Here is a 26,946-nt window from a genome sequence, read left to right as displayed (position 1 = left end):
GAGATCAGGTCCGACGGCCGGCCGACCGGCGTGAAACTGGAGCTGCCCGCCGAAACCGCCCCCGCCTTTTCGGTGGTCGAGGAGTGAGCTGAGACGGGCGGGGGCGCCCCCGCCCGTCCGGCCCCGTGCGGGAGTTCCTCAGCCGTCGGTGGTGTCCTGCCCCACGACCTCGCGCGCCAGTGCGGCGAGCTTCGGCAGCGCGGGATGGCCGGGGGCGTCGCGCCGGGCGAGCAGGACGGGGACGGTCGGGGCGTCGACGAGCGGGCGGTAGGCGACCCCGGAGTGCGGGTACATGCCGGCGGTGGACGCGGCGGAGACTCCGGTGCCGCGCCCGGCCGCGATGGCGGCCAGCCAGTCGTCGGTGTTGGCGACGGTGAGCGTCGCGGCGGGCCTCGCGTCCGGCGGCCACAGATCCACGGTGGTGGTGCCGGACACGGTGTTGAGGACGACGGTGCCGCCCGCGAGATCGGCGAGACGGAGCGTGGCGCGGGCGGCGAGCGGCCCGTCCGCGGCCACCGCCGCCACCCGGTCCTCGTCGAACAGCACCTCGGTGACGAGCCCCGGCGCCTCGACGGGCCCCCGCAGCAGCGCGGCATCGACCTCGCCGCGGGTCAGCCCGGCGGTACGGTCGTCGATCCGCAGCAGTTCGAGCGGGGTCTGCGGGTACCGCTCCTGCCAGCGGCGGAGCAGTGGCGTGGTGTACGGGCCGAACGCGGACCAGGCGTGCCCGAGCCGCAGCGGCCAGTGGTGCGGCCCGCCGGAGTCGAGCGCCTCGTCGAACGCGGCGACCGCGGCGGCGGCCTTGTCCCGGAAAGCGATGCCTTCGGGGGTGAGGACGAGATGGTGGGTCGACCGGTCGACGAGCCGGATGCCGAGGTGCTGTTCCAGGGCGGCGAGCGTACGGGAGACCGCGGGCTGGGTGAGGCGGAGCCGGGCGGCGGCGCGGGTGACGTTGCCCTCGTCGGCGACGGCGAGGAAGGCGCGCAGATGGCGGATCTCGATGCCGCGGCCGGAGCCGCGGCCCGACGGGCTTCCGGTGCGGCCGTCGTCGCTGGGTTCCAGGCTCATGCGCCGGGAGCATAACGGGAGCCCAGCAGGCATTTCACATGCCACGCGGAGATACCTACCGTAAGGGGAGGGAACGCACCACGAGGGTGCAGTATCTTCGATCGGGTGGTGCATTGAAATGCACTGCCGGTATCGGTTGTCAGGCATCTGCCGGTTGTCGGGCGTCGGCCGACTGTCGGCCGGTTGTCCGGCATCAGCCGTCAGCCGTCAGCCATCAGTCATCAGTCATCGGGATCCGGGTCCGGGTCCGGGAGGAACACCGCAGGTGAACGACCAGCACAGCGCAGCAGGGACGGCGGTCGCGGAGCAGGCCGCGGCCGTCGCCGTACCGGAGGCGGTGCCCGCCCTGGACGCGGCGGGCGCCGCACGCCCCCGGGGCCGCGGGGCGGCATTCGTCCCGGTCGCGCTGGTTGTCGCGGGCGGGCTCTCCGTCCAGTTCGGCTCCGCGGTCGCGGTCCTGCTGATGCCGAGGGCCGGCGCGCTCGGGGTGGTCACCCTGCGCCTGGCTGTCGCCGCGCTCGTCCTGATGGCCGTCTGCCGCCCGAAGCTGCGCGGCTACACGCGCGCCGACTGGGGCACGGTCCTCGCGTTCGGGGTGGCCATGGGCGGCATGAACACGCTCTTCTACCAGGCCGTCGACCGGATCCCGCTGGGCGCGGCCGTCACCCTGGAGGTGCTGGGTCCGCTGGCCCTCTCGGTGATCGCCTCCCGCCGCCTGATCAACCTGGTGTGGGCGGGCCTCGCGCTGGGCGGGGTCGTGCTGCTGGGCGGGGGAGGCTTCGACCGTCTCGATCCGGTGGGCGCCGCGTATGCCCTGGGCGCGGGCGCCATGTGGGCGACGTACATCGTCTTCAGCGCCCGCACCGGCCGCCGCTTTCCCCAGGCGGACGGCCTGGCCCTGGCGCTGGTGGTCGCCGCGCTGCTCTCGTTGCCCCTCGGCGTCCTGGAGTCGGGCTCGAAACTGCTGGTCCCGTCCACGCTGGGGCTGGGTGCGGTGGTGGCACTGCTGAGCTCGGTCCTCCCGTACACCCTCGAACTCATGGCGCTGCGCCGTCTGCCCGCGCCCACCTTCGCGATCCTGATGAGCCTGGAGCCGGCGATCGCGGCCACCGCCGGCTTCCTCGTCCTCGACCAGGCCCTCTCCACGACGGACGCCCTGGCCATCGCCCTGGTCATCGGGGCGAGCATGGGTGCGGTGCGCAGTCAGGTACGGGTCGGGAAGCGCCGCGACCACGCCTGAGGGCCCGCCCGCGTCCCGCCCGCACTCCGCGACCAGCTGCCCCGGACACCCGACGCGCCGACCCGTGTCCACCGCCCGGAACGGAGCCGCACACCCTCGGCTGCGCGCGGCCGCTCCACCGGCCCGCCGCGCCTCCTAGGCTTGCGCTCCTGATCCGAACGGGAAGGGGCGGGGCGCGTGGCGAACTGGGGACTGGTCATGGAGACGACCGTGGGGGTGGGGGAGCGCAAGCACGCGGAGGCATACGTGCTGGCGCACCTGGAGGGCACACGTGAGGACGCCCTGGTGGAGCTGGAGCGGCGGGCCCGGAACCATGTGCCGGAGCACCCCCGGAGCCCGAAGCGCCGTCGTCTCTTCCGCGAGGGCGACGGCTTCCTTCTGGTGATCGACGGCGCCTGGCAGTCCTTCAGCACCCGGTTCACGGTGGCGGAGCTGCTGGACGACAGCGCCGCGCCGCCCCCGCCCCCGCCCGCGGCCGAACCGGAGCCGGCGGCGCCGGAGCCGGGGGCCACGGTGCCGCCGCCTCCGCCGTCACCGCCGCCGCCCTCGGCACCGCCGGTGGAGCGATACGCGGACGGGGTGCCGGTCCGGCCGAGCTGGCTGGGCCGCACCGATGTGCAGTGACGTCCTGCCGGGTGGGCGTTCTCGGGGGATGCCGGACAGGCCGGCAAAGAGGTGACGTGTTCCGCTCGGGCGTGCCCGTGCCCGTGCCAGGGCTCGTGCCCGCGCCAGGGCCCATGCCCGTGCCCGTGCCAGGGTCCGTGCCCGCGCCAGGGCCCGTGCGAGGCCATCGGCACGCTGCCGCCGGACGCGGTGGGGGCGCACAGCCTGCCAACGCCCCGGTGGCGGGACAGAAAATAATGCAAGCATGCTTGCTTGTTTATGGGCCCGCTGCCATGCTCCTGGGCACACCGCCTTTCCCCGAGGGGAGCGCACCGTGCCCGATGTTGCCGCTGTGATCGACGATCTGCGCGAAGAGAGTCAGGAACTCGACCTACTCGTAGGGGAGTTGAGCGCCGCGCAATGGGCCGCGCCGACCCCTGCCCCCGGCTGGAGCATCGCGCATCAGATCGCCCATCTCACCTGGACCGACGAGGTCGCGCTGCTGGCCGCCACCGATGCCGACGCCTTCGCCGCGGAGGTGGCCAGGGCCATGGAGGCACCCGAATCCTTCGTCGACCGGGGCGCCGGGGAGCTGGCCGCGTTGGATCCGGCGGCGCTCCTGGCGCGGTGGCGGGACGGGCGGGGGCGCCTCGACGCGGTGCTGCGGTCCGCTCCGGCCGGTGTCCGTATCCCCTGGTACGGGCCGCCGATGAGCGTCGCCTCGATGGCCACCGCCCGGATCATGGAGACCTGGGCGCACGGCCAGGACATCGCCGACGCCCTCGGCGTCACCAGGGCCCCCACTGCCCGGCTGCGGCACGTCGCGCGGATCGGGGTGCGGGCCAGGGACTACGCCTACCTGGTGCGGGGGATCGCGGCGCCCGAGGAGGAGTTCCGGGTCGAACTGAAGGCACCCGACGGCGAGTTGATCGCGTTCGGGGCGCAGGACGCGCCGCAGCGCGTCACCGGGCCGCTGCTCGACTTCTGCCTGCTGGTCACCCAGCGCGCCCACCGCGACGACCTCGCCGTCCGGGCCACCGGGCCCGACGCCGACCGGTGGCTCGACATCGCGCAGGCCTTCGCCGGGCCCGCCGGACCGGGCCGCGCACCCCGCGGGGACGCCGGGTGACCGGGCCGCTGCGGATCGGCAACGCCTCCGGGTTCTACGGCGACCGCTTCGACGCCGTGCGCGAGATGCTCACCGGCGGCCCCCTCGATGTCCTCACCGGGGACTACCTGGCCGAACTGACCATGCTCATCCTCGGCCGGAGCCGGATCGAGGACCCCGCGCGCGGGTACGCCACCACCTTCCTGCGCCAGCTCGAAGAGGGCCTCGGGCTCGCCCACGAGCGCGGGGTGAAGATCGTCACCAATGCCGGCGGGCTCAACCCGGCCGGACTCGCCGACGCCGTACGGGAGCTGGCCCGGAAGGTGGGTGTGCCGGTGCGCGTCGCCCATGTGGAGGGCGACGGCCTCCCCGTGCCCGAGGGGTACCTCACCGCCAACGCCTACCTCGGCGGCGCCGGTATCGCCGCCTGCCTCACCGGGGGCGCCGATGTCGTCGTCACCGGGCGGGTCACCGACGCCGCCCTCGTCACCGGGCCGGCCGCCGCCCGCTTCGGCTGGGGGCCCGGCGACCACGACGCGCTCGCCGGGGCCGTCGTCGCCGGCCACGTACTGGAGTGCGGAACCCAGGCCACCGGCGGGAACTACGCGTTCTTCCGGGGGCACGACCTGCGGCGGCCCGGTTTCCCCGTCGCCGAGATCCACGCCGACGGCTCGTCCGTCATCACCAAGCACGACGGCACGGGCGGCGTCGTCGATGTCGGCACCGTCACCGCCCAGTTGCTGTACGAGACCGGCGGCGCCCGGTACGCCGGACCGGACGTCACCGCCCGGCTCGACACCGTACGGCTGGTCCAGGAAGGCCCCGACCGGGTACGGATGTCCGGTGTGCGCGGCGAGGCCCCGCCGGCCACCCTCAAGGTCGGGCTGAACCGGCTCGGCGGCTGGCGCAACGAGGTCGTCTTCGTACTCACCGGGCTCGACATCGAGGCCAAGGCGGCGCTGGTGCAGGACCAGTTCGAGGACGCCCTCATCCGGTCCGGCAGCCGGCCCGGCCAGGTGAGCTGGGAGCTGGCCCGCACCGACCGGGCCGATGCCGGCACCGAGGAGACCGCGAGCGCCCTGCTGCGGCTCGTCGTCCGCGACCAGGACCCAAAGGCCGTCGGGCGCGCGGTCTCCGGCGCCGCCGTCGAGCTCGCGCTCGGCAGCTACCCGGGCTTCCATGTCACCGCCCCGCCCGGAAAGGGCGCCCCGTACGGAGTGTTCGAGGCGACGTACGTACCGGCCGGAGAGGTCCCGCACGTGGCCGTGCTCCCGGACGGGCGGCGGGTGCGGCAGGAACCTCCCGCACGTACCCGCCCCCTCCAGGAAGTCGAACAGCCCCCGCTGCCCGCGCCGTTGCCCGCCGGCCCCACCCGGACCGCCCCGCTCGGCCGGGTCGCGGGCGCCCGCAGCGGGGACAAGGGCGGCGACGCCAACGTGGGGGTGTGGGCCGTCGGCGACGACGCCTGGCGGTGGCTGGCCCACGAACTGACCGTCGAGCGGTTCGGGGAGCTGCTGCCGGAGTGTGCCGGTCTCACCGTCGTACGCCATGTCCTGCCGAACCTCCGCGCCCTGAACTTCGTGGTCCACGGGCTGCTCGGCGAGGGCGTCGCCGCCCGGCACCGGTTCGATCCGCAGGCCAAGGCGGTGGGGGAGTGGCTGCGCTCCCGGCACCTGCCCATCCCCGTAGCGCTGCTGGAAGCCGTCCACGCACCGGAGGCGAACGCATGACCGTCCTGACCACCGCACTCGACACCGAGAGCCCCGAATACGCCGCGAACCGCGCGGCCATGCTCACGAAACTCGACGAGCTGGCCGTCGAACACACCAAGGCGCAGGCGGGCGGCGGGGAGAAGTACGTCGAGCGGCACCGCTCGCGCGGCAAACTCCTGGCCCGCGAGCGGATCGAGCTGCTGATCGACCAGGACACCCCGTTCCTGGAGCTGTCACCGCTCGCCGCCTGGGGGAGCGAGGCCCCCGCGTACCCGGTCGGCGCCTCGCTCGTGACCGGGATCGGGGTGGTGGCGGGTGTGGAGTGCCTGATCACCGCCAACGACCCGACCGTACGCGGCGGCGCCTCCAACCCCTGGACCCTGAAGAAGGCCCTGCGGGCGAACGAGATCGCCTTCGCCAACCGGCTGCCCTGCATCAGCCTCGTCGAATCCGGCGGCGCCGATCTCCCCTCGCAGAAGGAGATCTTCATCCCGGGCGGGGCCCTGTTCCGCGACCTCACCCGGCTGTCGGCGGCCGGCATCCCGACCGTGGCCGTCGTCTTCGGGAACTCGACCGCCGGCGGGGCGTACGTCCCCGGCATGTCCGACCACACCGTCATGATCAAGGAGCGGTCCAAGGTCTTCCTCGGCGGACCGCCCCTGGTGAAGATGGCGACCGGCGAGGAGAGCGACGACGAATCGCTCGGCGGCGCCGAGATGCACGCCCGCACCTCCGGGCTCGCCGACCACTTCGCCGTCGATGAGCAGGACGCGCTGCGCCAGGCCCGCCGGATCGTCGCCCGGCTCAACTGGCGCAAGGCGCACGCCGATCCGGGCCCCGCCGAACCGCCGAAGTACGACGAGGACGAGCTGATCGGCATCGTGCCCGGCGATCTGAAGGTGCCCTTCGACCCGCGCGAGGTGATCGCCCGGCTCGTCGACGGCTCCGACTTCGACGCGTTCAAACCGCTCTACGGGACCAGCCTGGTGACCGGGTGGGCCGCCCTGCACGGCTACCCCGTCGGGATCGTCGCCAACGCACAGGGCGTGCTGTTCAGCGAGGAGTCGCAGAAGGCCGCGCAGTTCATCCAGCTCGCCAACCAGCGCGACATTCCGCTGCTCTTCCTGCACAACACCACCGGCTACATGGTCGGCAAGGAGTACGAACAGGGCGGCATCATCAAGCACGGCGCGATGATGATCAACGCGGTGTCGAACTCCCGGGTCCCGCACCTGTCCGTGCTGATGGGCGCCTCGTACGGGGCCGGGCACTACGGCATGTGCGGGCGGGCGTACGACCCGCGCTTTCTCTTCGCCTGGCCCAGCAGCAAGTCCGCCGTGATGGGGCCGCAGCAGCTCGCCGGGGTGCTGTCCATCGTCGCCCGCGCCTCCGCCGCCGCGAAGAGCCGGCCCTACGACGACGAGGCGGACGCCGGGCTGCGCGCGATGGTGGAGCAGCAGATCGAGTCCGAGTCGCTGCCCATGTTCCTGTCCGGGCGGCTGTACGACGACGGGGTCATCGACCCGCGCGACACCAGGACCGTCCTCGGGATGTGCCTGTCCGCCATCCACACCGCCCCGGTCGAAGGCACCCGTGGCGGCTTCGGAGTCTTCCGGATGTGAGGCAGGCCTGCTGCGGCCGGACCGCCGCCGCTCTCGCGGAGGCGGCTGCTCGCCGCGGGGGTTCCTCCCTTGACGGTCGCGGTGCCCCAGGGCCTCTCGTTCGGTTCACGCCGGGCTCGCGGGATCCGGCCTGATCCAGACGAAAGTCCCTAGTGGAAAGAGTTTTCCCTCATGCCAGCCATGATTCGATCGCTCCTGGTGGCCAACCGGGGCGAGATCGCCTGCCGGATCTTCCGCACCTGCCGCGCGCTGGGCATCGCCACCGTCGCCGTGTACTCCGACGCGGACGCCGACGCGCTCCACGTACGGGAGGCGGACACCGCCGTACGGCTGCCGGGCGCCGCTCCGTCCGACACCTATCTGCGCGGCGACCTCGTCGTACGCGCCGCGCTCGCGGCAGGCGCCGACGCCGTCCACCCCGGGTACGGCTTCCTCTCCGAGAACGCCGCGTTCGCCCGGGCCGTGCGGGACGCCGGACCGGTGTGGGTGGGGCCGCCGGCCGAGGCCATCGAGCTGATGGCGTCCAAGACCCGCGCCAAGGAGCTGATGGCCGCCGCCGGGGTTCCGCTGCTCGCCCCCGTCGACACGGAGAAGGCCGGAGCCGGCGACCTGCCGCTGCTGCTGAAGGCGGCGGCGGGCGGGGGCGGTCGCGGGATGCGGATCGTACGTGAACTCGCCGACCTGCCGGGCGAGCTGACGGCCGCCGCCGCCGAGGCCGCCGCCGCCTTCGGGGACAGCGAGGTGTTCGCGGAGCCGTACGTGGAGCGCGGCCGGCACGTCGAGGTCCAGGTCATGGCCGACGAGCACGGCGGGGTCTGGGCGCTCGGCACCCGGGACTGCTCGCTCCAGCGACGCCACCAGAAGGTCGTCGAGGAGGCCCCCGCACCCGGTCTCGGCGACGCGCTGCGGACCCGGCTGCACGATGCCGCGGTGGCCGCCGCCCGCGCGGTCGGCTACCGGGGCGCGGGCACCGTCGAGTTCCTCCTCGGGGCCGACGGGCGGCCGTACTTCCTGGAGATGAACACCCGCCTCCAGGTCGAACACCCCGTCACCGAAGCGGTCTTCGGACTCGACCTCGTCGCCCTGCAACTGCGCGTCGCGGAGGGCGAGCCGCTGCCCGCCCTCGCACCCCCCGAGCCGCGCGGCCACGCCGTCGAGGCCCGGCTCTACGCCGAGGACCCCGCCCGTGACTGGCAGCCGCAGACCGGAGCACTGCTCACCCTGGAGGTGCCGGACGAGCCCGGAGTGCGCCTCGACACCGGGTACACCGGCGGCGACACCATCGGCGTGCACTACGACCCGATGCTCGCCAAGGTCATCGCCCACGCCCCCACCCGCAACGAAGCCGTACGCCTCCTCGCCCGCGCCCTGGAACGCGCCCGCATCCACGGTCCGGTCACCAACCGCGACCTGCTCGTACGGTCCCTGCGCCACCCCGACTTCCGCGCCGCCCGCCTCGACACCGGCTTCTACGACCGCCATCTGGCCGCCCTCACCGCACCCCCGGACGAGGCGGACCTGCGCCTCGCCGCCCTGGCCGCCGCCCTCGCCGACGCCGCCGCCCGGCAGGACCGCCCCGGCCCCGCCCGCTTCGGTGCCTGGCGCAACATCTCCTCGCGACCCCACGTCAAGCGCTACCGCGCCGAACCCGACGGCACCGAACACGAGGCCGCCTACCGCACCGGGCGCACCGGCCCCGTCCCCGAGACCGGAGAACGGGTCGTCGCCGTCAGTCCCGGCCACGTCACCCTCGAAGCCGACTCCCTCACCCGCCACTTCCACATCACCGTCCACCGGGACAGGGTGTACGTGGACACCGCCACCGGCTCGTACACCTTCACCGCCCTGCCCCGCTTCACCGACCCCACCGACCGGGCCGAGCCCGGCTCCCTGCTCGCCCCCATGCCCGGCACCGTCGTCCGTGTCGCGGACGGGCTCGGGGCCGGGGCACCGGTCGAGGCCGGGCAGCCACTGATCTGGCTGGAGGCGATGAAGATGGAGCACCGCATCCTCGCCCCCGGCTCCGGCACCCTCACCGCACTGCACGCCGCCCCCGGCCTCCAGGTGGAGGTCGGGGCCCTGCTCGCGGTCGTCACCGAATCCCCGGACACCGTGGCCGGATCCCCGGCCGCCGCCACCGAACCCGCAGACCCTGAGGAGAACGCATGAGCACCGTCCTCGAAACCGAAGAGCACCAGGCCCTGCGCGCAGCCGTCGCCGCCCTCGGAAAGCGCTACGGGCGGGACTACCTGACGTCCGTCGTACGCGACGGTTCCCACCCGCGCGAGCTGTGGACCGAAGCCGCCAAGCTCGGTTACCTCGGCGTCAACCTTCCCGAGGAGTACGGCGGCGGAGGCGGCGGCATGGCCGAACTCTCCATCGTCCTGGAGGAGCTGGGCGCGGCAGGCAGCCCGCTGCTCATGATGGTGGTCTCCCCGGCGATCTGCGGCACCGTCATCGCCCGCTTCGGCACCGAAACCCAGAAGCAGCAGTGGCTCCCCGGCCTCGCCGACGGCAGCCTCACCATGGCCTTCGGCATCACCGAACCCGACGCCGGATCCAACTCCCATCGCATCACCACCACCGCCCGCAGAGACGGCTCCGGGGCGGACGCCGACTGGATGCTCACCGGCCGCAAGGTCTTCGTCTCCGGCGTCGACATCGCCGACGCCACCCTCATTGTCGGCCGCACCGAGGACGCCAGGTCCGGCAGGCTCAAGCCCTGCCTCTTCATTGTCCCCCGCGACGCCCCCGGCTTCGGACGCTCGCAGATCGACATGGAACTCCAGGCCCCGGAGAAGCAGTTCGAGCTGGTCCTCGACGACGTACGCCTCCCCGCCGACGCCCTCGTCGGCGACGAGGACGCCGGACTCCTCCAGCTCTTCGCCGGCCTCAACCCCGAACGCATCATGACCGCGGCGTTCGGCATCGGCATGGGCCGCTACGCACTCGCCCGCGCCGTCGAGTACGCGAAGACCCGGCAGGTGTGGAAGGAACCCATCGGTTCCCACCAGGCCATCGCCCACCCCCTCGCCCAGGCCCACATCGAACTGGAACTGGCCCGGCTGATGATGCAGAAGGCCGCCCGGCTCTACGACGAGGGCGACGACATCGGCGCCGGTGAGGCCGCCAACATGGCGAAGTACGCGGCGGGCGAAGCCTGCGTGAAGGCCGTCGACCAGGCCGTGCACACCCTCGGCGGCAACGGCCTCACCCGCGAATACGGCCTCGCGTCCCTGATCACCGCGGCCCGCGTCGCCCGGATCGCCCCCGTCAGCCGGGAAATGATCCTGAACTACGTGTCCCACCAGTCCCTGGGCCTGCCCAAGTCGTACTGAGCGGGCCCATCCTGCCCCTCCACACCGTGGACGCGGCGGTGGTGCGGCTCCCCGCCACCGCCGCCCCGTACAAGAAGATCCGGTTGATGAGCATGCGTAGGACTCAAGGGCAGTCTTGCACGGCTTGTGACGTCGTGGCGTGCAGTCTTGCAAGGCGCGTGGTCTCGTCGTCGCGGAACGCGGCTACCTCGCGGCACCGCTGGCTCATGACGAACTCACCGAGGCTCATGCACAGGTCCATGCGCTGAATGCACACCCCGACCATGAAGGGCCCGTCCGTGGCCCGGTACAACCGGACGCCGTAGTAACCCTCCTGGCAGTCCCGGTCGTTGTTGAACCGACAGTCGGCGCATGTGTCGGGAAGGCGCACGGGGCGGATGCTCTTGGCGTACAGCGTGCGTCCGTCCGGAAGGCGGTATCGCACACGCTGATCGGATGCCCCGGCCGTGATGATGCGGCGGACCGGTACGGCGCCGAAGTGATCGACGACAGCTTGCATCGCGTCGAGGGACTCGCCGCCGTCCTCCAGCGATACGAGCATGCGCACGACGACGGCGCGGCCGTGCCGCTCGATGATCCGAAGCACGCGGTCCACGTGGCCGAGGCCGGGGATCACGATGTTCGCGGACACCTTGACCCCGTGCGCGGTTGCGGCCTCGATCGTGGCGTCAAGGGCGGCGAGCTTGCGTTCGGCCAGTTTCGGGGAGGCGAGGCGCGGCCCCTGTACGGCGGCGAGTTCTTCGGGTGTGGTTCCGAAGACGGACAGGTTGATGCGGTCGAGGCCGGCGGCTGCGGCGGCGGGAAGCACTGCGGCCCCGGCTTCGCCGTTTGAGGTGAGTCCCACGGTGAGGCCCAGACGGCGGGCAATGGCGATGAGGCCGGGCAGGTCCGGGTGAAGGGTGGGTTCTCCGCCGGTGAGGTGGACTTCTGAGGTCGGCAGTGCGCCGCGCACGGCGGCGAGCGCAAGGGCGAAGTCGGCGTCGGCGGCGATCCGAGCCGGCAGGAAGTCGGCGCCGTTGGTGCGCAGGTAGATGGATACGCGTCCGGAGCGGCCCGGAGCGTCGGTGAACTGATCGGCGGAACGGTGCATGTTGTCGGTCGCCACGGGCGTCCCTTCGTTGTGGCAGAAGGAACAGGCGAGGCCGCACGCATCGATGATCTTCACGCGTAAGGTCCGGTCCGGCCGTACTTCGACCGGCAGGCTGGACAGGTTGTGCATGGTGCCCTCTTTCTCGGTCCGGCCGGGGCGAGTGCCCTGGCCGGCGGGTGTGGGTGTCGGCCTACTCGAACCGCAGGTCGGCGATGCTTTCGAGGTCGATGCCGTACAAGCCGTAGACCTTCGTGGTGTTGATCGAGGTGAGGTCGTCCCGGGCGAGGCCGAGGGCAGCGGCCGTTTCCCACACCTGCGCTTCGTCGTCGGCCTCGATCTCCAGATAGGGCGGGATGCGCGGCCACTCGTCGACCTCCAGGCGGGCCGGGCCGAGCGTGTAGGAGGTGCGGCGGTTCTCCTGGTAACCACGCGGGGTCAGCCCGGCGAGGCGGAGCAGAGTGGCGGCCTCGGTGAATTCGTCGACCGTCACCTCGGTCTCACGGGTTCCGTCGACGGCGTCGGTACTGATCTCCTTGACGCACAGGGTGACCGCGTCACCCGTGTCGCGCAGGCGCACCCATCGGCCGGAGACGGGTGGCACGGTGTCGTACACGTACCGCCGCATGATGCGCGTGGGGGCGGCCTCGGCCCCTCCGGCAGCGAAGATCCGGCGGGCGATGTCTGCGGGGTCGATACCGAGGGCCTTCACTTCGTACTCGATGTTTGTCACAGGGGTGACTCCTTGCTTCCTTCGACTGGCGGTAGTTGGACCTGCACGTTCAACGACTCTGGGTTGCCTTCTCCGGCGGAGCCGGTCGGATGGTCAGCCTGACCGGGGGATCTCCGCCCAGACGAACTTGCCGAGGGGCCGGTCCTCGAACCCCCACAGTCCCGGGCACAGCGCGTCGAGGATGACCAGGCCGCGCCCGCGATTGCGTTCGTGGTCGCGCTCGGCGGACGCGAACTGGTGGCGGGGCATGCGGCGTACGGGATCGTGCACCTCGACGCGGGTTCGTTCGCCCGCGGTGTCAAGAACGACGCGGATCTTGTCGCCCGGCTCGGTGCCGTATCGGTAGGCATTGGTGACGAGTTCGCTGGTCACCAGGACGACGGCGTCGATGTGCGGATCCGGGGTGCCTGGAGCGTGGTGGTCGATGAACTCGCGGACGAAGTCACGGGCATAGCGCACCGATTGAGGCTCGCTCGCCAGCAGCAGGACAGACGGCGGGGCCTGCGGAAGGTCGATCATGCATGTTCCTTATGGACAAGTGCCGTTCGTGGAAGGTGTTTTGTCCCGGTAGGCACGACTACATGACGGGTTGATCGCTCACGGAGAGTGGTTTCAAGGCTGCACGGCGCAATGCGCAACATGCAAGACTTCATAGCGTTGCACCGCTCTTAAAGCATCGAACTGACGTCTTGTGCTGCGCATTGAGCGTCAGACTGCTTTCATCGCGAGGGGCGAAAGTCCCTCATACTGGGTTCTGCAGGAGGGGAGAAAATGGCTGAGGGTCAGACCGGGTCGACCGTTCCGCGTCGTCAACTGGGGCGAAATCTCCGGGAGCTTCGCAACCGGGCTCGCCTGACAGTGCGTGCGGCGGCGAAGAAGCTCGAATGGTCCGAGGCGAAGATGTGGCGCATCGAGACGGGGCAAACCGCGCTGCGAAGTCTCGACGTTCAGGCCATGTGCCTGGTGTATGGCGCTCCACCGGATCTCACCGAGGCACTCATGGGGCTGGCGAAGGAGACCAAGGCGCGTGGGTGGTGGCACGCCTACGGCGATTCGATCCCGGAGGGGTTCGATGTCTACGTAGGACTTGAGGAGGCTGCGGAATCGCTGTCGATGTACGAGAGTGATCTCATTCCTGGGCAGCTTCAGACCGAAGGCTACGCACGCGAAATCATTCGTACGCACATCCGTGGGATTGGTGACGCAGAACTCGATGGACGTGTGCGGCTCCGCATGGAGCGTCAGTCACTCCTGACCCGTGCCACCGACCCGCTGGTGCTTCGCGCGGTGCTGAGCGAAGCGGTGTTACGTCGCCCTCTGGGCGGCCGCGAGGTGATGGCGCAGCAGCTCGCCCACCTGATCTACGTCGCGAAGCTGCCGAACATCTCGATTCGGGTGGTCCCCTTCGAGTCCGGCGCTCACTCGGGGGTCGTCACCGGGCCGTTCCTGATTCTGCGATTCCCGCTGACCGGTGACGGCGTAGCCACGGAGCCGCCGACCGTCTACGCGGACGGATACACAGGTGGCTTGTACCTGGACAAGGAACGGGAGGTGCAACAGTACGACGCGGCCTTCGACGACATCTGGAAAGCATCGCTGGACGATCAGGCGTCGCTACGTCTGATTTCCGAGGTAGCAGGGAGCTATGAAAACGGTTGAGAACGCCGAGTGGTTCAAGTCGAGCCACAGCAATGGGAACGGTAACTGCGTCGAGGTGGCACACCTTGACGATGTGGTCGCCGTGCGAGACAGCAAGCAGCAGGCGGGGCCGGTTCTGACCTGTGCTTCCGAGGGGTGGCAGACCTTTATCGGAAGCATGGCCGAGGGTGCGTTGTAGGACCTGCCCGTGGCGATGCGGGCGGGGCAACGGCTTCGCGACGCGTGAATGCGCCTCCGTACAGCCGAGGACGGCCGTGCGGGGGCGTTGCTGTGAGCAGGTGTCCTGTCCCAATTGAGCTGGTCTGCGGGTAGGGCTGAGACCTGCGGCGACCAGATCGGTTGAGACGCCAGGCGGCTGAGAATCCCAGGTGATGTGTTCCCGAGCGGTCGGATGCTGGGTGCTGTCTCAGTTGATCTGGCCCGATGACGCCGTTTCGAACTGGAACCAGGACCGGGCGGTCAGCCAGGACTGGTAGTCCCTGAAGATCTTGGCGGTGCTGTCCTTCTCTCGGACACTCAATCCTGGCTGGAGAGAGGGGTCCGTAGCTCCACGCGGAGTCGGATCGACGTATCGAGGGACAACCCCAGACTGGAGTAGCGGAGATCCTTCGAGAAGGTCGCGATGAGATCGAGATCCCGAAGCTGACGTTGCAGTTCAGAGGCCAGTGCCTCGTCCGGGTCGACCGGGATGTCATCCTCTTCCGTCTCGGCCAGGTGCTGGAGATGCTGGTCAACAGCCTCCACCGCTCGGCCGCTGGTCCAGAAAGCGAAATCGTGGCAGCCGAACAGGTAGGCGTGCGCGGCATACAACGTCGCCGCCGCGGCGGACTCGTCTGCATCATCCGGGCCGTCCTGACCGTCGTTGTGGCAGTACTCGCCGAGCATGTACGTGGCGACACCGCGGTTGACCGCCGAGAAGGCGGTCAAGTCACCGAGAACGCCCTCCCATACGGAATTCAGCAGGGGGCGCAGGCTCAGGGTGAATGGCGCCTGCTCCTCCTCGGGCAATGCCTCGTGCCGGCTCATGAGCCGTTCCGCGACTCCAGCGGCGAAGACGCGGCGCTCACCGGCCGACACCGACTTCAGCCGCTCCTCCACCTGTGCCGACAGCTCCTGCCACGTATCCATTTGAGCCACCTCGGAGTCCTGATGCCGGCGTGCGCACGCCGGCCACGGCGATCATCCCAATCACCGGTGACAATGCCGCTCGCAGGCCCGCAACAGACCCGCAGCCATCCGCATGCGGTTGCCTGCCCACCGGCAGGCGTCCTGTCGAGGATTGACCGCGGCCGGGACGATCCTTGATCGTGATGGCCTGTCGCTCGCTGGAATGGAGACGTGATGATGCAGCACTTCGTGCGACCTGAGGGAGCTTCACCCGTGAACGGCTACAGCCACGCAGTGGCGTTCACAGGAGCCGTCGTGGCGGTCTCGGGCCAGGTTCCGGTGGACGGCGAAGGCCGACCGGTGGGCGAGGGCGACGCCGAGGCGCAGGTGCGCCAGGTGTACGCGAACCTGGCCACCGCCCTGGAGGCGGCGGGCTCGGCCCTCGAACACGTGGTCAAGCTGACCGTCTACCTGACCGACCTGCAGGACCTGGCAGCGTTCCGCCGGGTACGGGACGAGCACCAGGACCCGGCCCGTCCCCCTGCCTGCTCGCTCGTTCAGGTGGTTGGGCTGGTGAACCCCGCTTTCCGGGTCGAGATCGACGCATGGGCCGTGGTGCCGGCCGGCGCATGAGGGAGCAGCGCCCGCCGGTACCCGAATTTTCGTGGGAATCGCCGCCGTTCGGGCCTCAAGGCCGCTCGGGTTTGCGGGCGAGGAAGGTGGCGAAGGTCCTCTCGGCCCCCTCGTCGGGTTCCTCCACCAGCCGTGCGGTGAGGACGAGCCCCGACTGCTTCAGGAGCTCGGCGAGCCGGTCGGGCGGCAGCAGGTAGGACTCGTAGGACACCGGGAGGCCGCCGTACGCCTGCGTGGGGCGCAGATGCTGGCCGACCCCCACGTGCCCGGCCAGCATCACATGGCCCCCGGGCACGAGGGCCCGGTGGAACTCGCTGAACACCACCGGCAGAGGCCGTAGGCGACATTCACCTGGCCGGGGGCCAGGCCGTCCTCCGCGAACCGCAGGTCGACTTCCCCGCGAGCACCTCGCCGGAGCCCACCCGGATGCCGAAGGCGCGGAGCGGCCCGCCGGTGTCCCACTGTTCCCGGCAGTGCCGGAAGTACGCTTCGACGCCCTCGCGCGTGCCGGGGCCGCCGTTGAGCCAACGGACCAGCAGTTCATCCTCCCCCGCGAGATGCGCCTCCACATCGTCCGGGCGCAGTGGCGACAGAGTGATGGTCCCGTCGGACAGTCTCACTTCATGCATCCGACGATCCTCGATGCCGAAGCCGTTTCGCACCATCGGATTCCGGGGGACGCCGCCCGGAGCCGGAAAGTGCGGCGACGGAAAGCGCGGCAGTGGAAAGTGGGATGACAGAAATCATGCAAGCGTGCTTGATTGTTCTTGTTCCCGCTGCCACGCTCGACACGACGTCCCCGCAGCAAGGAGAGTGACCGATGAGCCGGCTCGCCCCACCCGTCCACGACCGGGGCATCACCACCCTCACCCTCGACTCGCCCGCCAACCGCAACGCGCTCTCCGCGGCACTCGTCGGTGAACTCGCCACCGCCCTGGACGCGTGCGCGGCCGACGACACCGTACGGGCCGTTGTCCTCACCCACACCGGCAACACCTTCTGCGCGGGCGCCGACCTCACCGCACCGCCCGACCCGCACGCCCTCGTCGCCCTGATGCGGCGGATCGTCGCCCTGCCCAAGCCCGTCGTCGCCCGGGTCACCGGACACGTCCGGGCGGGCGGCCTCGGACTGCTCGGCGCCTGCGACATCTCGGTGGCCGGCCCCGGGGCATCGTTCGCCCTCACCGAATCCCGGCTCGGCCTCGCCCCCGCCGTCATCTCGCTGCCGCTGCTGCCCCGCACCGACCCGCGCGCCGCCGCCCGCTACTACCTCACCGGCGAACGCTTCGACGCCACCGAGGCCGCCCGCATCGGCCTGGTCACACTCGCCGCCGAAGAGGTGGACCAGGACCTCGCCCCCGTCCTGGACGGACTGCGCAAGGCGTCCCCCCAGGGGCTGAGAGCATCGAAGGAGCTGGTCACGGCTACTGTGCTGGAAAGCTTCGACCAGCATGCCGAAGACCTCATCGCCCGCTCGGCGGCACTCTTCGCCTCCGCCGATGCCCGGGAAGGAATGACGGCCTTCCTCGAACGACGGGACCCCCCATGGGTGTTGTGACGCCCTCCACCGACCGGACCCCCAAGCAGGACCGCAGCCGGGCCACCCGCCGGCGGCTCCTCGAAGCCGCCGTCGCCTGCCTCGCCGAACACGGCTGGGCCGGCTCCACGGTCTCCGTCGTCGCCGAACGCGCGGGCGTCTCGCGCGGAGCCGCCCAGCACCACTTCCCGACCCGCGAGGACCTGTTCACCGCGGCCGTCGAATACGTCGCCGAGGAACGCTCCGCCGCTCTGCGTGCCCTGCCCGTCCAGGGCCGCACGGACGTCGTCGCCGCCCTCGTCGACCTCTACACCGGCCCCCTCTTCCGCGCCGCGCTCCAGCTCTGGGTGGCCGCCTCCAACGAGGCGCAACTCCGCCCCCGTGTCTCCGAACTCGAAGCCCGCGTCGGCCGCGAGACCCACCGCATCGCCGTCGAACTCCTCACCGCCGACGAGACGAAGCCCGGCGTACGCGAAACAGTCCAGGGCCTGCTCGACATGGCCCGCGGCCTCGGCCTGGCCAACGTGCTCACCGATGACACCGCCCGGCGTCAGAGGGTCGTGGCACAGTGGGCGGCGCTGCTGGACGACGCACTCAACTGACCCCGGGGGACCTGTGGGCGACCACTTCCAGACGATCGTCGACCTCGACGCCACCGAGCAGGACGCCGCACGACTCGGCGCCGGGCTCCTCGACTGGCTGATCGCCGACGGAATCGTCAGCGCCCAGCGCACCGACTGCGTCCTCGGCGGAGACGGCTACGGCAACGCACCCGGTCCGAACTACGCCGAGGCCGTCGACGACCCGGAGCCGGTCGAGCTGTGGAGCAATGGCCTCCACGTCGAGACCGGACGCACCGTCTTCGACAGCGGCCAGGGCGACGCGGGCGCCGCCACCTGCCCGCTCTGCTCCACCGAGATCCGCCTCGTCGACGACACCTGGTGCCCCGTCGACAGCGCCTGGGCCCCGTTCGCGGGCCGGCTCGGAGCCTGGACGAACGGCGGCGAAGGCATCGTGGAGTGCCCCTCCTGCCACCGGCCCTCCGGCATCGACCGCTGGAGCTGGGAGGACGACTACTACGCCTGCGGGCAGCTCGGCCTCACCTTCTGGAACTGGGCGGAGCTGACCTCCGGCTTCGAACAGGAGGTGCGGCGCCGCCTCGGCGGACACCGCACCGTCACTCTCCGCGGCAAGCTCTAGGTACCTTCGTCCGGACCACGCCGGTTCCGCGCAGTACCGGGTCCGCGCAGTACCGGGACTGCCCGGACCACGCCGGTTCCGCGCAGTACCGGGTCCGCGCAGTACCGGGACCGTCAGTTCCCCAGGTCCGCGATCTGCTCGTACCCCTCGATCTCCCGGGGATCCCGCGACCCGGGCCCCACGTACCGCGCCGAAGGACGCACCAGCCGCCCCGTGCGCTTCTGCTCCAGGATGTGCGCCGACCAGCCCGCCGTGCGCGCGCACGTGAACATCGAGGTGAACATGTGCGCCGGAACCTCCGCGAAGTCCAGCATGATCGCCGCCCAGAACTCCACGTTCGTCGCCAGCACCCGGTCCGGACGCCGTGCGTGCAGCTCCTCCAGCGCGGCCTTCTCCAGCGCCAGCGCCACCTCGAAGCGCGGCGCGCCCAGCTCCTCGGCGGTACGCCGCAGAACGCGCGCCCGCGGGTCCTCCGCCCGGTAGACCCGGTGTCCGAAGCCCATCAGCCGCTCACCCTTGTCCAGGGCCTTCTTCACGTACGCGGCGGCATCGCCGGTCCGCTCGATCTCCTCGATCATGCCGAGGACCCGGGACGGCGCGCCCCCGTGCAGCGGCCCCGACATCGCGCCCACCGCGCCCGACAGCGCCGCCGCCACATCGGCGCCGGTCGAGGCGATGACGCGGGCCGTGAACGTGGACGCGTTCATGCCGTGCTCGGCGGCCGACGTCCAGTACGCGTCGACGGCCTTGACGTGCCGGGGGTCCGGCTCACCGCGCCAGCGGATCATGAACCGCTCGACCACCGACTGCGCCTTGTCGATCTCGCTCTGCGGAACCATCGGCAGCCCCTGCCCGCGCGCCGACTGGGCGACGTAGGACAGAGCCATCACGGCGGCCCGCGCCAGATCGTTGCGCGCCGTCTTCTCGTCGATGTCGAGCAGCGGCCTCAGGCCCCACACGGGAGCGAGCATCGCCAGCGCGGACTGCACATCGACCCGGATGTCACCCGAGTGCACCGGGATCGGGAACGGCTCGGCGGGCGGCAGACCGGGGTTGAACGCCCCGTCGACCAGCAGTCCCCAGACATTTCCGAACGACACATGGCCGACGAGATCCTCGATGTCGACGCCGCGGTACCGGAGCGAACCGCCTTCCTTGTCCGGTTCGGCGATCTCCGTCTCGAACGCGACGACTCCCTCTAGTCCCGGTACGAAGTCGGACATGGCGGCTCCCTCGGTCGGCGGATGTACGGAGGCCACAGTGGCCTGCCCCAAGATTTTGGCGGGTTCCCACGACGCGGGGAAGCGTGACATCCGGCACAGCTTCCCGATTCACCGGTGACTGGTTGGCACCCCTCCCTGCGGGGCGGATTCGGCCGCTGCGGCAGGATGAGCCCGTGCCCACCGCAGACTCCCCCTCCGATTCCACCACCGATCCGGCCGCGATGCGCGAGCAGTACCGTTCCGAGGGCTTCACCGAGGACACGCTGGCCGCCGACCCGATCCAGCAGTTCGCCCACTGGTTCCGGCAGGTCGCCGCGGGCGGGCTGCTCCATGAGCCCAACGCCATGGTGGTCTCCACCGCCACCCCCGAGGGCCGGCCGTCCTCGCGCACGGTGCTGCTGAAGAAGTACGACGAACGCGGCTTCGTCTTCTTCACCAACTACGAATCCCGCAAGGGCCGCGAACTGACCGCCAACCCCTATGTCTCGCTGCTCTTCCCCTGGCACCCGATGGCCCGCCAGGTCATCGTCACCGGCAGGGCCTCCCGCGTCGGCCGCGACGAGACCACCGCCTACTTCCGCACCCGCCCGCACGGCTCCCAGCTCGGCGCCTGGGCGAGCGCCCAGTCGACGGTGATCGGCTCCCGCTACGAGCTGATCCGGCGCTACGAGGAGCTGGCCGCCCGCTACCCCGAGGGCGAACACATCCCCGCGCCCCCGCACTGGGGCGGCTTCCGGGTCGTCCCCGACACGATCGAGTTCTGGCAGGGCCACGAGAACCGGCTGCACGACCGGCTGCGGTACGTGCGCGAGGGCGAGCAGTGGCGCGTCGAGCGCCTGTGCCCGTAGCACCGTAGGGCCTTTCGGTACGAACTCCTTCGGACATGCAGAGACCCGCAGGCTCTGGTGCCTCCTTGCGGAGGAGCCGGCCGGACTTACCGGCGAGCCTGCGGGTCGGTGACTGCTTGGGATTGGCCGACGACCGGCCTGCACTGCAAAGCGCGCGGACAACGGGCGTCAGCCCGCAGCCACCTCACGAGTCCGAGAAGAAATCACTTCTAGAACACCTCCTTTCCGTGTGGCAGCAGCTTAGAAAGGGGGCGAGGGATGCCACAAGCCATTTATTCGGCAGCTTCCTGTCGGCAGCTGTACGCGTAACCGTCGGCCCGTTGCAGCAGCCGCAGGTGCACGTGGGACACGGTGAAGCGCCCCGTGGGCGTGCTCAGGCTGTGCTTTCCGGAGGCGCGTACGGAGACGCGCCCCGTCCAGGTCCCTGCCCACTTGCGGCGCGGGTGGCGGCGGCGGTGGACCTGGCGCAGGTGACGAAGCGGCCGTAGGCGACGCGGTCCGGCCGGGGGCAGTGCCGGGCCCCGTCGCGGAGCCCGGCACCGCCCCCCGCCGGGGTCCGTCCTCACGCCGCGTGCAGCGCCAGCGTCGGTGAGAGACGGGACGCCCGCACGGCCGGGTAGAGGCCCGCGATCGTGCCGATCACCAGCGTCGCGCCGAAGCCGCCACCGACCGCCCATGGCGGCACCACCCAGGGCAGCCCGCCGGAGTACACGTACACCCCGGTCGCTGCCGCGCCGAGCGCCACGCCCGCCAGGCCGCCCAGGCCGGAGAGCATCAGCGACTCCGTGACGAACTGGATGCGGATCTGGCCCCGGGTCGCGCCGAGCGAGCGGCGCAGCCCGATCTCGTACCGCCGCTCCAGCACTGAGATGATCATGGTGTTGGCGACCCCGACGCCGCCGACGAGCAGCGCGATGCCGCCCAGGCCCAGCAGCAGGCTGCTGAACGCCCCCTCGGTCGCCGCCTTGGCCTGGAGCGCCGACGACGGGTCGGTGACCTTCACGTTCTGCGGGTTCTGCGGGTCGACCGTCGCCGCCATGACCTTGCGCACGTCCTGCACCGCCGCGTCGGCCGAGCGCTCGTACACCGACGTCGGGTGGCCCTCGAAGCCCAGCAGGCGCTTTGCACCCTCCCAGCCGACCAGTGCGGAGCGTTCGATCTCCGGGGCGAGCGGCAGCGGGGCGAGGATGCCTACCACGGTGAAGTACCGGTTGCCGATCCACACCTGCTGGCCCGGAGCGGTGATGCCGAGACGCTCTGCGGAGACATGGCCGAGCACGACGGAGGGGTAGCGTCCGGTCGCGTTGTTGAGCCAGCGGCCGCTGTGGACCTCGCCGCGCAGCACCCGCAGCAGGTCGCCGGTGGTGGCCTTGACGACGATCCCGCCCGTGTCGTCCTTGTCGATCTTCTCGTTGCGGCGTGCGGTCGTGTCGAGGTCGGCGGTCGCGCCCACCTCCTGGACGCCCTTGATGCGGCCCACCATCCCGACCGCGTCCTCGGGCAGCTTGACGTCCTGCCCGGCGAACATCGAATCGCCGGGGGAGGCCACGAGCAGGTTGGTGCCCAGCTTGTCGAGCTCCCGGAGCAGCTGGGCCTGGCTGGAGACGGAGATGCCCACCACCGAGATCATCGTCGCGATGCCGATGGCGATGCCCAGTGCGGAGAGCACGACCCGCATCGGCCGGCTGCGCAGTCCCGCCGAGCCGACGTGCAGCACGTTCCGGGGGCCGAGCCGGGCCGCTTTGAGCCGCCCCGGGCCGTCGGCGCCGCGGCCCGCGCGCCGCGCCCTCACTGGTCCGCTCCCGTCGTGGCGGGCGAGCGGCCGTCTCCGGAGATGTCGCGCACATCCGTGGACGGATCGCGCATGCCCGGGGGCTGATCGCGTGCGTCCGCGGACGGGTTGCGTACGTCCGCGACCACCTGGCCGTCCCGGATGCGCACCTCGCGCGGCAGGTCCCGGGCGATCTCGGTGTCGTGCGTGATGACCGCGATGGTGGCGCCCTCCCGGTTGAGGTCGCGCAGCAGCTTCATCACCGCTTCCCCGGACGCCGAGTCGAGCGCCCCGGTCGGTTCGTCGGCCAGCAGCAGCGCGGGTTCCCCCACGACGGCCCGCGCGATGGCGACCCGCTGCTTCTGTCCGCCGGAGAGCTGGTGCGGCTTGTGGTCGAGGCGGTCGGCAAGCCCGACCCGCTCCAGCGCTTCGGCGGCCCTGCGGCGGCGTACGGTACGGGAGAGGCCCGAGTACAGCAGGCCCTCCGCGACGTTGTCGCGGGCGCTGACACCCGGCACCAGGTGGAACGCCTGGAAGACGAAGCCGACATGCTGGGCACGCAGCGCGGAGAGCCTGCGGTCGGAGAGCGCCGCCACGTCGTGCCCCGCGATGTGGACCGACCCGGCGGTGGGGCGGTCCAGGGTGCCGATGATGTGCAGCAGCGTGGACTTGCCGGAGCCGGACGGGCCGACGATGCCGAGGAGTTCGCCCTCCTCGACGGTGAGGTCCACCCCGCGCAGGGCGGCGACCGGGCCCGGGTACTCCTTGGTGACGCCCCTGAGGCCGACGACCGTGCTCATATCTTCGGCACCCCGACCTTCATGCCCTCGCGCAGCCCGCCGCCGGACACCTCGACCCGGCCCTCGGCGAACATGCCGAGCTCGACCTTCACCTCGCGGACCCTGCCGTCCTGGACGACCTGGAGGCCGAAGCCGCCGCCGGGCAGCGCGAGCAGTGCGTTCACCGGGACGCTGAGGACGTCCTTGTGCAGCTCGCCGGTCAGGTTCACCGTGACCGGCGACTGGTCGAAGCCGCCGACCTGGTCCGGCTTGTCGAAGGAGACGGTCAGGGTGACCTTGGGGCTGTTGTCCTGCGGGTCCTTGCCGGGCTTCGCCGTCCGGCCGACCGAGGAGACCGACCCGGCCGCGCTGCTGCCGTCCGGCAGATCCACGGTGACCTTGGTGCCCGCCTTGGCGAGCTGGGTCTCGGCGACGTCGAGCTCGAACGTCACGATGCGCTCGGAGCCGGTCGTGGTGAGGACCGGAGCGCCGGGCTGGGCCAGTTCGCCGACGGCCGCCTCGACGCTCTTGATCCGGACCTCCGCCGGGGCGAAGGCGATGTCCTGCGGCCCCACCGTTCCGGTCCGCTCGCTGTCGTGGGACATCTGCCAGCGCTTGACGGCGGCCGCGGTCAGCTCGGTGTACTCGTCGTCCGGGGTGAAGCCGGTGTAGCCGAGCTCCGCGAGGTTGCGCTCCAGCTGCTCCACGTCCCGGCCCCGGTCGCCCGGCTTCAGCGTCCGGTACATCGGCCCCGAGCCGTACATCAGCCACACCGCCCGGCCGTTGACCTCGTACAGCCGCTCGTTCCGCTTGACGGTCGAGCCGGTGCGCGGGGTCCAGGTCATGGTGCCCGCCGCGCCCGCGTTGACCTTGCGCTGCTTGTCGTAGCCGAGCGTGCCGTCCGCCTGGGCGCTGTCGCGCAGGTCGCGGCGCTCGACCGCGGCGGTGGCCGGGGGCAGCCCGGTGTTCCTCGGGCCGCCTGTCTCCCCGGCGGAGCCGAACTGGGTGAGAGCCAGTGACCCGGCCGCCACGGCGAGGACTGCCGCGGCGGCCACCATGACGCGTCCGCGCCTCACCGCCCGGCACTTTCGCACGCCGCGTTGGCCTTCTCGAACTTCTTCATGTCCTTCTGCTGTACGGCGGGTGCCTGCGCCATCCCGCCGTCGAACTTCGGGTCGGGCATGTCGATGCCGTTCTTGCGCATGCACCGGGCGAAGGCGAGCATCTTGTCCTTCTCGGCCTGGGTGAGCTCCTTGGGCCCGCCGCCGACCGCCTTGTCCTGGCAGGCCTTGAACGCCTTCTCCATCTCTGTCTTGCTCTTGCCGCCGTTGCCGATGGTTATTCCGCGGCTGTCCTCGCCGGGCTTCGGCTCCGCGACGTCCAGGCCGTGCTCCCGCAGGCACTTGCGGTGCTCCAGGGCCTGGTCCTCGTTCGTCTTCTTGGTGCCCGAAGCAGAGCCGCCGCTCTTGGTTCCGCTTCCGCTTCCGCCGCCGTCGCCCGAGCAGGCGGTGGCCGACAGGACGACGGCGGCGGCGATCAGGCAGGCGGCGACGACGCCGCGGCTCTGTGTGCGGGAGGTGGGCCGGCGGGAAATGACCGGGTTCATGAGGACTCCTCGTCCGTTGCTGACAGGCCGGGTGTGTACGGCTTGAGCGTGCGTGAGGACGCGGTTTCGTTTCTCTCAGCCCGGATGCTTACACCGACGAAACATCGCTTTGGGTTAAACAGGGCGCATGCGTGTGCTGGTGGTGGAGGACGAGGAATTCCTGGCGGGGATGATCGCCGAGGGGCTGCGCCGCGACGCTGTCGCGGTGGACATCGCCCTTGACGGCCGGGCGGCGCTGGACCGGCTTCGGTTCGGCGCGTACGACGTGATGATCCTCGACCGCGATCTGCCGGGGCTGCACGGCGACGAGGTGTGCCGGCGGGTCGTAGGCATGCGCCTGCTGATCCGGATCCTGATGCTCACCGCGTCCGGGACGGTACGGGACCGGGTGGCCGGCCTCGGGCTCGGCGCCGACGACTACCTGACCAAGCCGTTCGCGTACGACGAACTCCTCGCCCGGGTCCTGGCGCTCGGCCGCCGTGCCCGCCCCGCTCTCCCGCCGGTCCTGGAACGGGCCGGGCTGACGCTCGACACCGCCCGCCGCCAGGTCTGCCGCGACGGCCGCTACCTCTCGCTCTCCCGCAAGGAGTTCGCCGTGCTGGAGACCCTGCTGCGGGCCGAGGGCGCGGTCGTCAGCGCCGACGACCTGATCGAGGAGGTGTGGGAGGAGGACACCAGCTATCGCACCAACGCGGTCCGGGTCACCCTGTCCAAGCTCCGCGCCAAACTGGGCGCGCCCCCGGTGATCGAGACGGTCCCGGGGGCCGGCTACCGCGTCGGGGACGGCCTCACGGACGGGCCGGGGCACCACGGCCCCGCGACCGGACGGGTGAACGGGCCGGCGGACCAGCCGGGCGGCTCCGCGGACCGGCCGGGGGAGCGCCGGTGAGGAGCGAGCGCGCCCGGCTCACCGCGCTGTACGGCGGACTGCTGGTGCTGGCCGGCGCCCTGCTGATGGGGCTGGTCTACCTGGTGGTCAGCGAGCGCCTCTATGCCAGTGTGCTGACCGCGGTGGCCCCGGCGGTCCCCGACGGGGCCACCCCCGCCATTCGGTCGGGCGTGGCCTCCACGCCCGAGCCGCCGTCGTCGGACTGGGCGCAGACCGTGGTCATGGAACCCGGGCAGTACGCGGTGGCGAAGAGGGTCACCACCGCGGCCGGGGACGCCGCGCTCAACCAGCTGCTGACGGTCTCCGGGGTCTCCCTCGCCGTCTACTCGGCGCTCTCCGTCGCGCTCGCCTGGTGGATGGCGGGCCGGGTGCTGCGGCCGGTCGGCGTCATCACCGCCCGCGCCCGCCGGCTCTCCGGCAGCAACCTGCACGAACGCCTCGCGCTGAAGGCCCCGCCCGGCGAGCTCAAGGAACTGGCCGACACCTTCGACGGGATGCTCGACCGGATCGAGGAGCTGGTCGCCGCCCGCCAGCGGTTCGCCGCCGACGCCGCCCACGAGCTGCGCACCCCGCTCGCCGTGCAGCGGGCCGCAGCCGAGATCGGCCTCGCCGACGACCCGCCGCCCGAGAAGGTCGCCTGGATCCGGGACAAACTCATCGACACCGCCGCCGACAGTGAGCAGCTCATCGAGGGACTGCTGCTCCTCGCGGTCTGTGACGAGGGCTTGCGGCAGCGCGAACGGGTCGAACTGGACGCGATCGCGGCCACGGTGACCGAGGCGCTGGAGCCGGACGCGAAGAACCGTTCCATCACCGTCGAGGCGGAGGCCCGGCCACTGTCGGCCGAGGGCGACCCGGTCCTGCTGGGCCATCTCGTGCACAACCTGGTCGCCAACGCGCTGCGCCACAACCACCCCGGCGGGACGGTACGGATCCGGGTGGGACTGGGCGGTCTGGAGGTCGCCAACACCGGGCCGGTGGTGGAAGCGGCGACCGTGCCGCTGCTGTTCGAGCCGTTCCGCCGGGCGCAGGCCCGCCGCCATGCTCCCGGTGAGGGAGCCGGCCTGGGGCTCTCCATCGTGGCGTCGATCGCGAGGGCGCACGGCGGCGAGGCGAGTGCGACGGCGAACCCGGGCGGCGGACTGACGGTCCGGGTCGTGCTGCCGACGTGCCCGTAGCGTGG

The 26,946-nt window shown here is 71.4% G+C and carries 28 protein-coding genes; 16 read left to right on the top strand and 12 right to left on the bottom strand.

Features of this window, described 5'->3' with window-relative positions:
• Nucleotides 1-138: 138 nt before the first annotated feature.
• A complete protein-coding gene (locus ACF08M_RS10225) occupies nt 139-1,068 on the bottom strand; it encodes a LysR family transcriptional regulator (RefSeq protein WP_392184761.1) in 930 nt (309 codons plus the stop codon).
• Nucleotides 1,069-1,333: 265 nt separating this feature from the next.
• Here ACF08M_RS10225 and ACF08M_RS10220 point away from each other — a divergent pair, with 265 nt between their 5' ends.
• The 7 genes from ACF08M_RS10220 to ACF08M_RS10190 all read left to right on the top strand — a co-directional run bounded on the left by ACF08M_RS10220 (nt 1,334) and on the right by ACF08M_RS10190 (nt 10,691).
• Entirely contained in the window at nt 1,334-2,308 is a 975-nt protein-coding gene (locus ACF08M_RS10220; RefSeq protein WP_392184760.1) for a DMT family transporter, read from the top strand.
• 198 nt (nt 2,309-2,506) lie between these two features.
• The gene (locus tag ACF08M_RS10215) at nt 2,507-2,932 is read left to right on the top strand and encodes a hypothetical protein (protein ID WP_392184820.1); all 426 of its coding nucleotides are present in this window, start codon (nt 2,507-2,509) and stop codon (nt 2,930-2,932) included.
• A gap of 313 nt (nt 2,933-3,245) precedes the next feature.
• Complete coding sequence (locus ACF08M_RS10210) at nt 3,246-4,040, top strand: TIGR03084 family metal-binding protein (RefSeq protein WP_392184759.1); 795 nt, start codon at nt 3,246-3,248, stop codon at nt 4,038-4,040.
• Nucleotides 4,037-5,749, top strand: a complete 1,713-nt coding sequence (locus ACF08M_RS10205) for an acyclic terpene utilization AtuA family protein (protein WP_392184758.1) — start codon at nt 4,037-4,039, stop codon at nt 5,747-5,749. Before ACF08M_RS10210 ends, ACF08M_RS10205 begins: the two co-directional genes overlap by 4 nt.
• On the top strand, nt 5,746-7,353 hold the full coding sequence (locus ACF08M_RS10200) for an acyl-CoA carboxylase subunit beta (RefSeq protein WP_392184757.1): 1,608 nt from the start codon (nt 5,746-5,748) through the stop codon (nt 7,351-7,353). The genes ACF08M_RS10205 and ACF08M_RS10200 overlap by 4 nt, the downstream gene beginning before the upstream one ends.
• A gap of 180 nt (nt 7,354-7,533) precedes the next feature.
• The gene (locus tag ACF08M_RS10195) at nt 7,534-9,522 is read left to right on the top strand and encodes a biotin carboxylase N-terminal domain-containing protein (RefSeq protein ID WP_392184756.1); all 1,989 of its coding nucleotides are present in this window, start codon (nt 7,534-7,536) and stop codon (nt 9,520-9,522) included.
• Complete coding sequence (locus ACF08M_RS10190) at nt 9,519-10,691, top strand: acyl-CoA dehydrogenase family protein (protein ID WP_392184755.1); 1,173 nt, start codon at nt 9,519-9,521, stop codon at nt 10,689-10,691. Before ACF08M_RS10195 ends, ACF08M_RS10190 begins: the two co-directional genes overlap by 4 nt.
• Before the next feature lie 103 nt (nt 10,692-10,794).
• Here ACF08M_RS10190 and ACF08M_RS10185 read toward each other — a convergent pair whose 3' ends face one another.
• The 3 genes from ACF08M_RS10185 to ACF08M_RS10175 form a co-directional block, all read right to left on the bottom strand.
• Nucleotides 10,795-11,910 (bottom strand): radical SAM protein, encoded by a 1,116-nt coding sequence (locus ACF08M_RS10185; RefSeq protein ID WP_392184754.1) that lies wholly within the window; start codon nt 11,908-11,910, stop codon nt 10,795-10,797.
• A gap of 61 nt (nt 11,911-11,971) precedes the next feature.
• Nucleotides 11,972-12,511, bottom strand: coding sequence for a class IV adenylate cyclase (locus tag ACF08M_RS10180; RefSeq protein ID WP_392184753.1), 540 nt, complete (start codon nt 12,509-12,511; stop codon nt 11,972-11,974).
• Between the two features lie 93 nt (nt 12,512-12,604).
• Nucleotides 12,605-13,030: an ATP-binding protein gene (locus tag ACF08M_RS10175; protein ID WP_392184752.1), complete on the bottom strand. Its 426-nt coding sequence runs from the start codon at nt 13,028-13,030 to the stop codon at nt 12,605-12,607.
• Between the two features lie 252 nt (nt 13,031-13,282).
• Between ACF08M_RS10175 and ACF08M_RS10170 the strand changes: the two genes are divergently transcribed.
• Both ACF08M_RS10170 and ACF08M_RS10165 read left to right on the top strand, forming a co-directional pair.
• Entirely contained in the window at nt 13,283-14,170 is an 888-nt protein-coding gene (locus tag ACF08M_RS10170) for a helix-turn-helix domain-containing protein (protein WP_392184751.1), read from the top strand.
• Nucleotides 14,157-14,348 (top strand): DUF397 domain-containing protein, encoded by a 192-nt coding sequence (locus tag ACF08M_RS10165; RefSeq protein ID WP_392184750.1) that lies wholly within the window; start codon nt 14,157-14,159, stop codon nt 14,346-14,348. The genes ACF08M_RS10170 and ACF08M_RS10165 overlap by 14 nt, the downstream gene beginning before the upstream one ends.
• Before the next feature lie 338 nt (nt 14,349-14,686).
• Here ACF08M_RS10165 and ACF08M_RS10160 read toward each other — a convergent pair whose 3' ends face one another.
• Nucleotides 14,687-15,268 carry a hypothetical protein gene (locus tag ACF08M_RS10160; RefSeq protein ID WP_392184749.1) on the bottom strand — a complete coding sequence of 194 codons (582 nt, stop codon included), beginning with the start codon at nt 15,266-15,268 and terminating at the stop codon, nt 14,687-14,689.
• Between the two features lie 243 nt (nt 15,269-15,511).
• Between ACF08M_RS10160 and ACF08M_RS10155 the strand changes: the two genes are divergently transcribed.
• On the top strand, nt 15,512-15,910 hold the full coding sequence (locus ACF08M_RS10155) for a RidA family protein (protein ID WP_392184748.1): 399 nt from the start codon (nt 15,512-15,514) through the stop codon (nt 15,908-15,910).
• 55 nt (nt 15,911-15,965) lie between these two features.
• Here the strand turns inward: ACF08M_RS10155 and ACF08M_RS10150 are convergent, their stop codons facing one another.
• Both ACF08M_RS10150 and ACF08M_RS10145 read right to left on the bottom strand, forming a co-directional pair.
• Nucleotides 15,966-16,235 (bottom strand): hypothetical protein, encoded by a 270-nt coding sequence (locus ACF08M_RS10150; protein ID WP_392184747.1) that lies wholly within the window; start codon nt 16,233-16,235, stop codon nt 15,966-15,968.
• 22 nt (nt 16,236-16,257) lie between these two features.
• Complete coding sequence (locus tag ACF08M_RS10145; RefSeq protein ID WP_392184746.1) at nt 16,258-16,539, bottom strand: GNAT family N-acetyltransferase; 282 nt, start codon at nt 16,537-16,539, stop codon at nt 16,258-16,260.
• 191 nt (nt 16,540-16,730) lie between these two features.
• Between ACF08M_RS10145 and ACF08M_RS10140 the strand changes: the two genes are divergently transcribed.
• Genes ACF08M_RS10140 through ACF08M_RS10130 form a run of 3 tightly spaced genes read left to right on the top strand, consistent with a single transcriptional unit; the run spans nt 16,731 to nt 18,647 of the window.
• The gene (locus ACF08M_RS10140) at nt 16,731-17,468 is read left to right on the top strand and encodes an enoyl-CoA hydratase family protein (protein WP_392184745.1); all 738 of its coding nucleotides are present in this window, start codon (nt 16,731-16,733) and stop codon (nt 17,466-17,468) included.
• Nucleotides 17,456-18,049 (top strand): TetR/AcrR family transcriptional regulator, encoded by a 594-nt coding sequence (locus tag ACF08M_RS10135; protein ID WP_392184744.1) that lies wholly within the window; start codon nt 17,456-17,458, stop codon nt 18,047-18,049. The genes ACF08M_RS10140 and ACF08M_RS10135 overlap by 13 nt, the downstream gene beginning before the upstream one ends.
• 13 nt (nt 18,050-18,062) lie before the next feature.
• On the top strand, nt 18,063-18,647 hold the full coding sequence (locus tag ACF08M_RS10130) for a hypothetical protein (protein WP_392184743.1): 585 nt from the start codon (nt 18,063-18,065) through the stop codon (nt 18,645-18,647).
• 113 nt (nt 18,648-18,760) lie between these two features.
• Here the strand turns inward: ACF08M_RS10130 and ACF08M_RS10125 are convergent, their stop codons facing one another.
• Complete coding sequence (locus tag ACF08M_RS10125) at nt 18,761-19,870, bottom strand: citrate synthase 2 (protein WP_392184742.1); 1,110 nt, start codon at nt 19,868-19,870, stop codon at nt 18,761-18,763.
• Nucleotides 19,871-20,091: 221 nt separating this feature from the next.
• Between ACF08M_RS10125 and pdxH the strand changes: the two genes are divergently transcribed.
• A complete protein-coding gene (gene pdxH / locus ACF08M_RS10120) occupies nt 20,092-20,718 on the top strand; it encodes a pyridoxamine 5'-phosphate oxidase (protein WP_392184819.1) in 627 nt (208 codons plus the stop codon).
• A 562-nt stretch (nt 20,719-21,280) separates the two neighbouring features.
• On the opposite strand, the gene ACF08M_RS10115 is transcribed toward pdxH, so the two are convergent.
• The 4 genes from ACF08M_RS10115 to ACF08M_RS10100 are packed head-to-tail and all read right to left on the bottom strand — an operon-like array spanning nt 21,281 to nt 24,874.
• On the bottom strand, nt 21,281-22,510 hold the full coding sequence (locus ACF08M_RS10115) for an ABC transporter permease (protein ID WP_392184741.1): 1,230 nt from the start codon (nt 22,508-22,510) through the stop codon (nt 21,281-21,283).
• The gene (locus ACF08M_RS10110; RefSeq protein ID WP_392184740.1) at nt 22,507-23,289 is read right to left on the bottom strand and encodes an ABC transporter ATP-binding protein; all 783 of its coding nucleotides are present in this window, start codon (nt 23,287-23,289) and stop codon (nt 22,507-22,509) included. Before ACF08M_RS10110 ends, ACF08M_RS10115 begins: the two co-directional genes overlap by 4 nt.
• The gene (locus ACF08M_RS10105; RefSeq protein WP_392184818.1) at nt 23,286-24,326 is read right to left on the bottom strand and encodes a peptidoglycan-binding protein; all 1,041 of its coding nucleotides are present in this window, start codon (nt 24,324-24,326) and stop codon (nt 23,286-23,288) included. The genes ACF08M_RS10110 and ACF08M_RS10105 overlap by 4 nt, the downstream gene beginning before the upstream one ends.
• Before the next feature lie 14 nt (nt 24,327-24,340).
• Nucleotides 24,341-24,874, bottom strand: a complete 534-nt coding sequence (locus ACF08M_RS10100; RefSeq protein WP_392184739.1) for a hypothetical protein — start codon at nt 24,872-24,874, stop codon at nt 24,341-24,343.
• 127 nt (nt 24,875-25,001) lie between these two features.
• On the opposite strand from ACF08M_RS10100, the gene ACF08M_RS10095 reads away from it, so the two are divergent.
• Both ACF08M_RS10095 and ACF08M_RS10090 read left to right on the top strand, forming a co-directional pair.
• Nucleotides 25,002-25,763 (top strand): response regulator transcription factor, encoded by a 762-nt coding sequence (locus ACF08M_RS10095; protein WP_392184738.1) that lies wholly within the window; start codon nt 25,002-25,004, stop codon nt 25,761-25,763.
• Nucleotides 25,760-26,941: an ATP-binding protein gene (locus ACF08M_RS10090; RefSeq protein ID WP_392184737.1), complete on the top strand. Its 1,182-nt coding sequence runs from the start codon at nt 25,760-25,762 to the stop codon at nt 26,939-26,941. The genes ACF08M_RS10095 and ACF08M_RS10090 overlap by 4 nt, the downstream gene beginning before the upstream one ends.
• The last annotated feature ends 5 nt before the right edge of the window (nt 26,942-26,946 follow it).

Origin of the sequence: Streptomyces sp. NPDC015032 (assembly GCF_043080425.1) — a bacterium.
GTDB lineage: Bacteria > Actinomycetota > Actinomycetes > Streptomycetales > Streptomycetaceae > Streptomyces.
This window is presented reverse-complemented; position numbering and strand designations above follow the sequence as displayed.